At 38.8% G+C, this 12,105-nt stretch carries 8 protein-coding genes; 1 reads left to right on the top strand and 7 read right to left on the bottom strand.

Annotated features, from left to right (window positions below; translation table 11 throughout):
• Positions 1 to 325: 325 nt before the first annotated feature.
• Entirely contained in the window at positions 326 to 1,306 is a 981-nt protein-coding gene (locus DUT70_RS00005) for an acyl-ACP desaturase (protein ID WP_113645206.1), read from the top strand.
• Positions 1,307 to 1,364: 58 nt separating this feature from the next.
• Here DUT70_RS00005 and DUT70_RS00010 read toward each other — a convergent pair whose 3' ends face one another.
• The 7 genes from DUT70_RS00010 to DUT70_RS00040 all read right to left on the bottom strand — a co-directional run bounded on the left by DUT70_RS00010 (position 1,365) and on the right by DUT70_RS00040 (position 12,078).
• Entirely contained in the window at positions 1,365 to 4,724 is a 3,360-nt protein-coding gene (locus DUT70_RS00010) for a methylmalonyl-CoA mutase family protein (protein WP_113645207.1), read from the bottom strand.
• Positions 4,725 to 4,953: 229 nt separating this feature from the next.
• On the bottom strand, positions 4,954 to 6,624 hold the full coding sequence (gene pafA / locus DUT70_RS00015) for an alkaline phosphatase PafA (protein WP_113645208.1): 1,671 nt from the start codon (positions 6,622 to 6,624) through the stop codon (positions 4,954 to 4,956).
• An 89-nt stretch (positions 6,625 to 6,713) separates the two neighbouring features.
• The gene (locus tag DUT70_RS00020; RefSeq protein WP_113646510.1) at positions 6,714 to 8,000 is read right to left on the bottom strand and encodes a bifunctional folylpolyglutamate synthase/dihydrofolate synthase; all 1,287 of its coding nucleotides are present in this window, start codon (positions 7,998 to 8,000) and stop codon (positions 6,714 to 6,716) included.
• 345 nt (positions 8,001 to 8,345) lie between these two features.
• The gene (locus DUT70_RS00025) at positions 8,346 to 9,164 is read right to left on the bottom strand and encodes an energy transducer TonB (RefSeq protein ID WP_113645209.1); all 819 of its coding nucleotides are present in this window, start codon (positions 9,162 to 9,164) and stop codon (positions 8,346 to 8,348) included.
• A gap of 2 nt (positions 9,165 to 9,166) precedes the next feature.
• On the bottom strand, positions 9,167 to 9,568 hold the full coding sequence (locus DUT70_RS00030) for an ExbD/TolR family protein (protein WP_113645210.1): 402 nt from the start codon (positions 9,566 to 9,568) through the stop codon (positions 9,167 to 9,169).
• Positions 9,568 to 10,278, bottom strand: a complete 711-nt coding sequence (locus DUT70_RS00035; protein ID WP_113645211.1) for a MotA/TolQ/ExbB proton channel family protein — start codon at positions 10,276 to 10,278, stop codon at positions 9,568 to 9,570. The genes DUT70_RS00030 and DUT70_RS00035 overlap by 1 nt, the downstream gene beginning before the upstream one ends.
• A gap of 6 nt (positions 10,279 to 10,284) precedes the next feature.
• Positions 10,285 to 12,078: a hypothetical protein gene (locus DUT70_RS00040; RefSeq protein ID WP_113645212.1), complete on the bottom strand. Its 1,794-nt coding sequence runs from the start codon at positions 12,076 to 12,078 to the stop codon at positions 10,285 to 10,287.
• Positions 12,079 to 12,105 lie beyond the last annotated feature (27 nt).

The raw sequence follows: 12,105 nt of genomic DNA on the forward strand, positions 1-12,105 counted from the left end.
GTGCCTATCCCTAAACGCCCCCCTTCAGAAATGTCGGGGGGCTTTTTTGTGAACAACACTTCCAAACAATAAGGCCAATGACCGAAAATGGCAGCCAGGGGCAGAAGAAAAGCATGACTATCTTATCACCTCCACTGTATAGCGTCATCGCCTTGCTGGCATACTCATTATTAGTTATGCACACGTTTTTATCTATTGCGTATACTCGATTAGAATATGTGATTTGCATCAGGTTTACTAACAATGTTACGGGTATTGCGTTAATAAATTCCTCTAAACCATATAAATTGGTTATCTTTGTCACTTACAAATCACATACACATAAATGAGTTTTTTTGTTGAAAGAAGAAGGGAAGTAATGCAGCATATTGAAAAATATATGCTAGAGATGATGCCTGAATATCTCAAGCCTATTGACGAAATTTGGCAACCATCTGATTTTTTGCCTGACGCAAGTAAAGACGATTTTTTTCAGCGTGTAAAAGATTTACAACAAAGTGCAAGTGAACTGTCTTATGATTTAGTAGCCGTATTAATTGGCGATACCATCACAGAAGAGGCATTACCTACTTACGAGTCTTGGTTAGCAATGGTTGACGGTGTTAGTCGTGATGAAGAAGGCGGATGGATGAAGTGGAACAGACATTGGACTGCTGAAGAAAATAGACATGGAGATTTATTAAATAAGTACTTATATCTTTCTGGACGTGTAGATATGCGCCAAATGGAAATCTCTACACAATATCTGATTGCTGATGGTTTTGATATTGGTACTGGTCACGATCCATATAGAAACTTTATTTATACCTCTTTCCAAGAGTTAGCAACCAATGTATCACACAGACGTGTGGCTTCTTTGGCAAAAAAGGACGGTGATACATTGCTATCTAAGATGTGCGGAGTGATTGCTTCTGACGAAGCTAGACACGCAAAAGCGTATAAGGATTTTATTAAACAAATTTTTGCCGTTGATGCGAATGAAGCAATGCTTGCTTTTGACGATATGATGCGCAAGAAAATTGTAATGCCAGCTCATTTCTTAAGAGAGGTTGGGCTTCCAATTGGTCAGGTATTTGGACACTTTACGGACGCAGCACAGCGTTTGGGTGTTTATACTGCGATTGATTACGTTGATATTTTAAAACAATTGATTGTTGACTGGAATATAGACAGCGTAAAAGAGCTGAATGAAGCTGGTGAAAAAGCCAGAGATTATATCATGAACTTACCTAACCGATTATTACGAGTGGCCGAAAGGATGAAAAACCCTACGATGGACTACAAATTCAAATGGATATTAGCATAGAGAAAAAGCCACGAAGTAATCGTGGCTTTTTCTTTATTGGTTGATTTGGAACTAATTTTTACATATTTCTTCTATACTGCCCACCTACTTCGTATAAAGCTTTACTAATTTGTCCTAAAGAGCAGATCTTACATACGTCCATTAATTTATCGAAGATGTTTTCACCATTAATGGCGGCCTTTTGTAGATTTTTTAGCGCGGCTGTAGCTTTATGCTCATTACGTTTTTGAAAAGCTTCCAAAGTATTGATTTGATATTGCTTTTCTTCTTCTGTGGCACGAATAACTTCTCCTGGAACAATGGTAGGTGAACCATTTTTGTTGAGGAAAGTATTTACACCTACAATTGGAAATTCACCAGTGTGTTTTAATGTTTCATAGTATAAACTTTCTTCCTGTATTTTACCGCGTTGATACATGGTTTCCATCGCACCTAATACACCACCTCTGTCATTAATACGCTTAAATTCGGCTAAAACAGCATCCTCTACCAAATCAGTTAGTTCTTCAATGATAAAAGCACCTTGCAAAGGGTTTTCATTTTTTGCCAAACCCAGCTCTCTGTTGATAATGAGCTGAATGGCCATTGCTCTACGAACAGACTCCTCTGTAGGTGTGGTAATGGCTTCATCATAAGCATTTGTGTGCAATGAATTGCAATTATCATAGATGGCATAAAGCGCCTGTAGCGTAGTTCTAATGTCATTAAAATCTATTTCCTGTGCGTGTAGCGAACGTCCAGAAGTTTGGATATGATATTTTAGCTTTTGTGAACGGTCATTTCCCTTGTATTTGTTTTTGATCGCTTTGGCCCAAATTCTTCTAGCCACTCTGCCAATGACAGCGTATTCTGGGTCGATGCCATTGCTAAAGAAGAATGAAAGGTTAGGTGCAAAATCATCAATATGCATGCCTCTACTCAAGTAATATTCCACAAAAGTAAAGCCATTACTCAGGGTAAAAGCCAATTGCGAAATAGGATTTGCACCCGCTTCGGCAATGTGGTATCCAGATATGGAAACCGAATAAAAGTTACGCACTTTCTCGGTAATGAAATAATGTTGGATATCACCCATCATCCTCAGGGCAAATTCAGTAGAGAAAATACAAGTGTTTTGTGCTTGGTCTTCTTTTAAGATATCTGCCTGCACTGTTCCACGTACTGAACTTATGGCTTTGGCCCTAATCTGTTCATAGATGTCTTTAGGTAGCACCTGATCTCCAGTTACGCCTAAAAGCATTAAACCTAAGCCATTGTTACCTTCTGGTAATGAACCATTGTAAGATGGTCTGCTAAGGCCTTTTGCTTCGAAAATTTGATTGATTTTGGCGGTTACTTCTTCCTCTAGTCCATTTTCGATAATGTGTTTTTCACATTGTTGGTCGATGGCTGCATTCATGAAAAACCCTAATAGCATAGGAGCAGGGCCATTAATGGTCATGGAAACAGAAGTACTAGGCGCACATAAATCAAAACCAGAATATAGCTTTTTAGCATCATCCAAAGTAGCAATGCTTACGCCAGAGTTCCCAATTTTTCCGTAAATATCTGGGCGTAAATGAGGGTCTTCGCCATATAAGGTTACCGAATCGAAAGCAGTAGACAATCGATGTGCTGGCTGCCCCAATGACACATAATGGAAACGTTTATTGGTTCTTTCTGGTCCGCCCTCTCCTGCAAACATACGTGTTGGGTCTTCTCCATCACGCTTTAGAGGGAAAACACCAGCAGCGTAAGGGAATTCACCAGGAAGGTTTTCTGTCAGTAGCCATTTTAAGATATCACCCCATTCTTCGTAGCGCGGAAGCGCCACTTTTGGGATTTTAAGTTTAGATAATGACTCGTAAAACAGTGGCTGTTTAATTTCTTTATCTCGTACTTTGTAAATAAAAAAGTCTTGCTTGTAGTTGTGTTTGGTACTAGGCCACTCTCTTAGTAGTCGTTTGCATTCACCATCTAATTGTTCTTCATATAAAGAATAAAGCTTTTCTAAATCTTGTGTAGATGATTTTTCCTCTGCTTTTAACAAATCGATTACACCATTTAACTGATACATTTTGCGGGCGATACCAACTTGTTTTTCTACCCATTCATTGTACTGCTCACTGGCTTCTGCAATTTCAGATAGATATCGCGTACGTTCAGGTGGGATGATGTAGATCTTTTCAGATTGACTAGAAGTCATTTCCATTTTTGCGGCAAAATCCACACCGGTTCTTTCGTGGACTTTTTGAAGCAAGGCCACAAATAGGTTGTTCATGCCTGGATCATTAAATTGCGAGGCCATGGTTCCATAAACAGGAATTTCTTCATCTCTAGCATCGAAGATGTTGTGGTTGCGTTTATATTGTTTCCTCACATCACGCAAAGCGTCTAATGCACCACGTTTATCGAATTTATTGATAGCCACTAAATCAGCAAAATCCAGCATGTCGATTTTTTCAAGCTGTGTAGCCGCACCAAATTCTGGGGTCATTACATACAAAGAAACATCTGAATGTTGCGTGATTTCGGTGTCCGATTGTCCGATACCCGATGTTTCTACAATAATTAAGTCAAATCCAGCTGCTTTACAGATATCAATACTCTCTTGTACGTTTTTTGACAAGGCTAAATTAGCTTGTCTGGTTGCCAACGAACGCATGTAAACCCTTGAGTTATTGATGGCGTTCATGCGTATTCTATCGCCTAATAAGGCACCACCTGTTTTTCTTTTAGAAGGATCAACAGATATAATGGCAATGGTTTTATCTTTTACTTCAATCAAAAATCTTCTTACCAGCTCATCAACCAAGGAAGATTTACCAGCGCCACCAGTACCTGTAATCCCCAAAACTGGAGGATTTGCGGTGCTTTGTAGTTTCTTTAGTGTAATTTCAAACTCGTCGGCGTTGTTTTCTGCAGAAGAGATTAACCTGGCAATTTTCCTGTTCTCTTTTTCTTGCAGATTTTCTGTTTCATCTTTTAAGCTTTCTATGGTAGCGAAATCTGTTTGTCGCAGCATGTCGTTAATCATGCCTTGCAAGCCCATTTTCCTGCCGTCATCTGGAGAATAAATTTTGGAAATTCCGTAAGCTTCCAATTCCTTAATCTCATCGGGAAGAATTACACCACCGCCACCGCCAAATATTTTGATATGTGACGCACCACGTTCCTGCAGTAAATCATACATGTATTTGAAATATTCAATGTGCCCACCTTGGTAGGAGGTCATAGCAATGCCCTGTACATCTTCTTGAATAGCACAATTCACCACTTCATCTACCGAACGATTATGCCCTAAGTGAATAACTTCGGCTCCGCTAGATTGTAAAATCCTGCGCATTATATTAATCGTGGCATCGTGGCCATCGAAAAGCGCTGCAGCGGTTACGAAACGTATTTTATGGGAAGGCTTATAGATTTCAATTTTTTCCATAGTATGTAAATTCCCAGAGGGGAAAATTGCTTTTGATTAGTATAAAATTGGTTAGAAATTACTGACCAAATGTACATTTTTATAAGGGTTTTGGCAAGGTGTTGCCGTTGAGCTTATCTTAAAAGTAATTACTGTTTGTTGTCTAAATGACAATAAATGTTTGCTTAAAATAAAAATCCTCAATTCGGATGAGTGAATTGAGGATGTATATTATGAATTTAATAATCGCTTATTTCATTGCTTCGATAATCACATTGCCAATACTGCCGCTAGGCTGTTGGATGTGAAGTAATGCAGAGATGGTAGGGGCAATATCGGTCATCGCATATGGTTTGTTGGTTTTGCCTGGTTTAATTCCCCAGCCCATAAATACGGCAGGAATATGGCTGTCGTAAGGATTCCATGCCGCGTGACCTGTACCAGGGTTTAGTGTTGGGTACCAACCCGCATCTAGTATAATGTAAACATCGCCACTTCTACGTGCGTTGTAACCATTGGTGATTTTATTTTTAAGCTCTTGAGGAAGACTTGCATTGCCCAAATTCTTAACGTCTACGGCATTAAGTACTCCTTCTTGTTTAATCAAGTAATCGATACTTAATTGTTTGATTTTGCTATAATCAGCATTTGCTGCTTTAATGGCATCAGTATCAAAAATCAGTTGATTGTTGATTAAAGTGAAGATGGCATCTTTCACCTTGAATTCCTTTAAAATTAAACTATCTAATTCGGTTTTGTATTTCTTTGGATTTAGTCCTCCACCAGGCAATTTATTTTCTTTTGAAAAGCCTGGTACGTGGGTTACACCGTGGTCGGCAGTTAAGAAAAACAAATAATTCCCTTTGCCAATGGTTTTATCCAAGTAGGCAAAAAAGTCTTCTAAATCCTTATCTAATCTTAAGTAGGTATCTTCTAGCTCAATAGAGTTCGGCCCAAACTGGTGCCCCACATAGTCGGTTGAAGATAAACTTACCGCTAGAAAGTCGGTGTTGCCTGTTTGTCCAAGTTGTTCGGCAGGAATAGCGGCTTTGGCAAACTCTAAGGTGAAGGTATTACCATATGGTATACTGGCCATCATGGAATAGTTTTTATTTACATACTGCTTAAATAAGTGCGGGAAAGTAGCGGTTTTTTCACCTTTGAATAATCTTTCATAAGGTTTGTCGTCAGCAGTACTTTCTTTATAGGTTTCAATTGGGTAAAGTGTATGCCAGTCTTTAGCAAAATAGGTGTTAGGTAATTTTCTGGCATTAAACTCATTTACCCAAGTAGGCAATTGCTGCATGTAATGGGTACTGGTGATGAAACTTCCAGTCAGGTCATCATACCAATAAGAACCGTTTGCAGTGTGCCCGCCAGGTAAAATAGCACCTCTGTCTTTAATGGATACACTGATTACTTTACTCCTAAAATTAGTAGCCATACGTAACTCGTCGGTCACGGTGGTTACCAATAAGTTTTTGGGCGACATTAATCCTTCCTTACTGGTACTGCCTACAGTGCTTACGTCTTTATCTTCCACACAATAAACGTCTCTGCCTAATTGCGGGTCGAACCAGTTGTTACCAATAATGCCGTTAATGGCTGGCACTGAACCTGTATACACCGAAGAGTGTCCACAAGCGGTTAGCGTAGGTGTGTATGGAATTAGAGTGTTTTCGGCTGAAAATCCTTCATTAATTAAACGTTTGAAACCTCCTTGCCCATAGCGGCTATAAAAACGATAAAGATAATCCCAACGCATTTGGTCTACCACCATACCTACTACAAGTTTCGGTCTGGCAACGGTTTGTGGATAGTTTGATGTAGAAGTTTTAGCGGTTGATTTAGTGGCTTTTTGAGCGCTTGCACCACTTGCAAATAGAATAGCAATGGATAAGCACAGGAATTTTACTTTCATTGATGATTTTTTTATAAAGGTATCAAATGACTATTAAGTTCATGGAGAAGTATTGTAAATATTTCATCTCATTTACTATGATGAATATTTTATATCGTTTCGGCCACTACGAAAGTGCTTCCGCCAACAAAAATCAAGTCGTTTGCTTTTGCTTTTGACTTCGCTTCGGCTAAAGCTGTTGCCACGCTATGGAAAACTTTGCCACTCAAATTAAAGCTAGCTGCTTGTTCGGCAAGTTCTTTAGCGGATAAAGCTCTTTCTAAATCTGGTTGACAAAAGTAATAAGTGGCTTTTTGAGGTAATAGAGATAGTACGGCAGTAATGTCTTTGTCTTTCACCATCCCAATGACCATATGGAGCTGTTCATGTGGTGTTTGTTGAATGTTTTGTACTACTTCGGCAATACCTGCTTTGTTATGTCCAGTATCACAAATAATCAAAGGATTTTTAGATAAGGTTTGCCATCTGCCTTGTAAGCCAGTGAGTTTTTTTACGCTTTTTAGTGCTTCATAAACAGCTTTGTCTTCAATTTTATAGCCAATTGCTCTCAATGCTCTAACAGATTGTAGCACTGTGATGATATTTTTTCGTTGGTAGTTTCCTGTCAAATCTAAGCTTAATTCAGTAGCGGTACCATCTTTAATTCCTTGGATGTTTAATCGCAGGAAGTTCGATTTTTTAGCAGCACTAGTAATCAATAATTCGTCTTCGGCAAATGTTATGTGGGCATTTTGTTCTTTTGCTTTTTGTATAAAAACTGGATCTGTTTCGGGATGGTGCTCTCCAATAATTACAGGTGTGTCTTGCTTAATGATTCCTGCTTTTTCAAAGGCAATTTCCGCAAAAGTATTGCCCAGCATGTTGGTATGGTCGAGACTGATGTTTGTAATGATAGATAGATCGGGATGGATGATATTTGTAGAATCCAGTCTCCCCCCTAAACCTACTTCAATAATGGCGACGTCTATTTTTTCCTGAGCGAAATAAGAGAAAGCCATAGCTACCGTCACTTCAAAAAAAGAAGGTTCAATTTCTTCTATTAAGGGCTGTTGTTGTTTTACGAAATTGGTTACAAAGCTTTTGGATATCATTTTGCCGTTAATGCGTATACGTTCCCTAAAGTCTTTAAGGTGAGGAGAGGTGTATAAGCCTGTTTTATAATCTGCTTTTTGCAAAATAGCTGCCAACATGTGAGATGTAGAGCCTTTTCCATTAGTACCTCCAATATGAATGGTCTTGTATTGGTTTTGTGGATTATTTAAGGCCGAGCAGAAGGCAATGGTGTTATGCAAATCTTTTTTAAAAGCCACTGCGCCAATTCTGGTAAACATGGGCAAGCGACTGTAGAGATATTCGACGGTTTGGCTGTAGTTCATCATGATGTTTCAAAGATAGGTGAAGTTTTAATTTTTTGCCATGGTTTTGGCTCGAACCTCAGAGGTTTTATTGGTGTATAGGGGGAATACAGAAGGTCGTCATTGCAAGGTAAAACGTAATCTTAAAGCCCAGCATATAATAGTGTTCTAGGGTTTATTCATACCTCGCAATGACGGAATTGATGTGAGGCTGTGCTAGTTTATAAAGTTCGTGTTAACAAGTATTAAGAATTTCTGGTAGCTTATCTTTGTCCAAAGATTTTCTCCGCTCGTTTTACTGCGGTCGAAATGACGGAAGTAGGTTGGGCTTGTGCTACCCCGAAATGACGAGTATTAAGAAAGAGATTACTTTACAATAAATTTGAAAGGCACGTAAAAAATACGGATTTCAGGGCCTTTGGTAATAGGATTTAAAGATGCTTGGAGCATGGCTCTCTCGCATTTATCTTCCAAAGCATTGTTTTTAAAGGTAGTTCCTTTAGCTCCAGCAGTTGCCCTAACAATTCTTCCTGACTTATTTACCTCTATTTTTACCATGATGGTACCCGTTTCTTGTCCGTCATCTTCGGGCTTTACAAAGTTTTTAAAATGACTTAAAGGAAGTGGTTTATTGCCAAATCCTGAACCACCATCACCATAAAAGGGTGCTAGCGGATCCCCATCAGGATCGCCTTGATTGCCAGGTGTTGAACCAGTTCCATCGCCACCACCTGTGGTATTGCTCTTTTTATTAGCAGGGAAAAGTGCTTTAGGATCTGGTTTCCAGTCCTTGTCTTTATTATTTTGAGTATTGCTAGGATTGGCGTTACTTTTGGTTTCCTTAGTATTTACGTTTACAGCCTCTTCATTGTCCTGCGTAGTAATGTTTTTATCGCTAAATTCTGAGGAGGTACTTTTTGTCGTCACATTAGGCGTAATTTCGTCTGGTTTTTTACCATTGGCATCAGGAGCCGTAGAAGGCTCTTCCATGCTGGTATAATCAGTTCCCATCCCTGTAACAGAAGTACCGTAGTTGACCACCATGCCACCCATTCCCAATTCTTCATTGGGTTCGAATTTGCCAATTATCCAGATAAAGCTAAGGGCAATAAAAGAGCCCATCAGTACCGTAGAGATGACTAATGCCTTAGGATAATTATTTTCTTCTTTATGGTTTTGTGCCATGCTTATTTCTTCTGTTCTACAGCAAGAACAACTTTCAATTTCAATTTGTTGGCTACGTCAAAAACCTTCATGGTATTTTCAATAGAAACTCCTCTAGCCACATACAAAACGATGGTTAAATCAGTGTCTTGTTGGATAAAGCTTTGGATTTTACCTTCCATTGCTTCGAGGCTTACGGGCTGTTTGTCTACAAAATAGTTGAGATTTTCATCAATGCTTACCGTAATAGATTTTTGGTTATTGGCCTGTTGTCCTGAAGAGGAGCGAGGCAACAATAATTTTACCACCTGAGGGTTTACTACTGCAGAAGCCAAGAGGAAAAACAACATCAAGAAGAACATAATGTCGTTTAAGGCAGCGGTGTGCACTTCTACATTGCCCTTTTTTCTGTTCTTTAAATTCATTATTTCCCTGGTTCTTCTAATAGGTCGATAAAATCAATCGCGTCGGTTTCCATTTTAAGGATGATTTTCTCTACCATCATATTCAAAATGTGATAAAGTACGTAAGCCATAATCCCGATGATCAGACCTGTTGCCGAAGTAATCATTTTGGTATATAAACCACCAGAGATGGTCCCAATTTCGATGGCTCCCTGTGCAGATACTTCACGGAAGATGGTAATTACACCAATGATGGTACCCACGAAACCAAGCATAGGCGCAATACCCGCAATGATTCCCAAGATACCAATGTTCTTTTCTAGTTTAGAAACTTCTAGCTTACCCGTATTTTCAATAGCCCCTTCAATTTCTTTGATAGGACGACCAATACGTTTTAATCCTTTCTCTAACATACGAGCTAAAGGCGATGCCGTGTTTTTACAAAGTGCAATAGCACTCTCCAATCTGCCATCTTTAATATTCTGTCTAACTTGAAACAACAAATTAGTGTCGCTTTTAGAAGCTTTACGGATGGTTAAATATCTTTCAATAAAAATCACCAAGCCTAAAAAAGCCAATAAGCTTAGCGGAATCATTACCCAACCGCCTTTAAAAAGTAAGTCAATAAAATGAAGGTCTTCTTGTGGTTTTATTGCTGTTGTAGTTACCGCTTGTGCCGTATCTGCTAAGTTTTGTACAGTATCTTGTAAAGTGGTTAGTAATAATATCATTGTGTGCTAATTGTTTTTAATGGTTTGTACGTACATTTTTGGACTATTGAACTGCTTACGAAATTTAACAACGTATTTTTGAGCCGAATCGATATTGTTGTACGATGCAATACTGATTTTTTTATAAAGCTTACCTGGCATTTTAGCTACTTTCGCTTCAAAACCACGCTTTTTCATGTAAGCAATATATTCTTCTACTTCTGAGTCTCGAGCAAAGGCTGCTGCAATAATATCATAGGTTTCTGTTGGCTTTACTTCGCTCTTTTTAGTAGTTACTTTTATGGTATCCTTTGCAGGTTGTACATCTAATCCTACTTTTTCTGCATTTTGCATAATGCTATCCGCAAAATCTAATGAGTCTTTTTGGGTTTGAAGATTACTGCGTTCCATTGGTAGTACCATTTTTTCGTTTGGATTAACGCCGCTTTTGCCAAAGTTTTGGAACAATTCAGGTTTTACAAAATAAATGATGGCAATGATTACTGCCAAAATCAACAAACCAATACTCACTTTCTGATAAAGCGGCATGGTTCTTTTCTCTTCTTCAATAGGCTCTTCTAGTTCGTCATTATCATATTCGCCAATGAGCGTGTTCTCTTCTGAAACTCTGTTGCGAACATTGTCAAAATCCCACTCATGAGTAGTAGAAGTTAGCTTAAAGTCGTCTTTTTCGGTTTTAAAATCATTGCGAGGAATAAAATCACTATCGTTACCAGCTGCATTTTCTGTTCCAGCATGCGTAATGTTTTCCCTTTGTTCAGCATCTTCCTCTTCGTATACGTCATTGTCAGAAATCACGTTTTCGCCTTCAAAGCTCCAAGTTTCACCTACTTTCTTTGCTTCCTCTTCATTGCTTTCGCCTGTTGGATTTTCGGTATTTACTTCCGCTATTTCTTCATATACTTCTTCGTCTGTAGACTCATTACTTTCAATAGAAGTGGTGGTATCTTCAGCTTCTGTTATTTCTTCTTGTACCTCTTCTTCTGCAGATTCGTTACTTTCGATAGGAGTGGTGTTCTCAGATACTTCCTGTACTTCAACTTCCCTTATTTCCTCATGTACTTCTTCGTCAGTCGCTTCATTATTTTCGATAGAAGCAGTATTGTTTTCTGGTTCATCTTGACTTTCAACAATGGTTTCTTCCGCAGGCACCTCAATCTCAACTAAAGGTTGTTCTGTGGCTTCTTCCAATGTAGGCTTTTCTTGAACGTCTTCTTGCGGCGTAGTCTCTTTATCTTCAACAGACTGTACTGTTTCTTCAGTAGCTTCGTCGCCTAGTCTGGCCATTTCATGTTCAAATTCTGGAACTTCTACATGTTCAATGGCTGGTTCTTGAATTTTCGTTGCTTCATTAGGCTTTTCTACTTCTGGTTCAGCAGGCGTAGGCTCTACATGCTGAACATTTGCCGTAACCGTAGGCAGGGCAAAGAAGTCGAAACCAATATTAATATCTTGGTTAGCAGTAAATGTTAATTGGTTTCCTGTTTGCTGAAGTGTGCCTAAATTTTCAAAGCTATATTCACCGTTTTGTAAGCCTTTATGTACCTCTTCAACAAATTGACTGATGAAATACTTGGCCGAATCTTCGGAAATACCTCTTTTGGTTTGGATATATTGCGATAGGTTGGTGTGCTCCAAAACATCTGAGCTGAACTCCAATGCGTAGCTAGGAGGCAAAAACGAATGAGTTTCTGCATCGTACCTTCCTGGTGTTTTCTTTTTGTAAAAAGTACCCACGCCTTCAATTCCTATTTGTTTACGGGTTTTTAAAAGCTCTATCAGGTATTGCAATATATCCATTTGGGTAAAAATAATTATAAAAATTAA

Source organism: Pedobacter chitinilyticus (genome assembly GCF_003313385.1).
Lineage (GTDB): Bacteria > Bacteroidota > Bacteroidia > Sphingobacteriales > Sphingobacteriaceae > Pedobacter > Pedobacter chitinilyticus.

Bases quoted from the DNA above. Each gene is read 5' to 3' on its own strand.
- DUT70_RS00030 (WP_113645210.1), bottom strand. From the start codon at position 9,568: ATGAATTTAAAGAACAGAAAAAAGGGCAATGTAGAAGTGCACACCGCT.
- DUT70_RS00040 (WP_113645212.1), bottom strand. From the start codon at position 12,078: ATGGATATATTGCAATACCTGATAGAGCTTTTAAAAACCCGTAAACAA.
- pafA (WP_113645208.1), bottom strand. From the start codon at position 6,624: ATGAAAGTAAAATTCCTGTGCTTATCCATTGCTATTCTATTTGCAAGT.
- DUT70_RS00010 (WP_113645207.1), bottom strand. From the start codon at position 4,724: ATGGAAAAAATTGAAATCTATAAGCCTTCCCATAAAATACGTTTCGTA.
- DUT70_RS00020 (WP_113646510.1), bottom strand. From the start codon at position 8,000: ATGAACTACAGCCAAACCGTCGAATATCTCTACAGTCGCTTGCCCATG.
- DUT70_RS00025 (WP_113645209.1), bottom strand. From the start codon at position 9,164: ATGGCACAAAACCATAAAGAAGAAAATAATTATCCTAAGGCATTAGTC.
- DUT70_RS00035 (WP_113645211.1), bottom strand. From the start codon at position 10,278: ATGATATTATTACTAACCACTTTACAAGATACTGTACAAAACTTAGCA.
- DUT70_RS00005 (WP_113645206.1), top strand. From the start codon at position 326: ATGAGTTTTTTTGTTGAAAGAAGAAGGGAAGTAATGCAGCATATTGAA.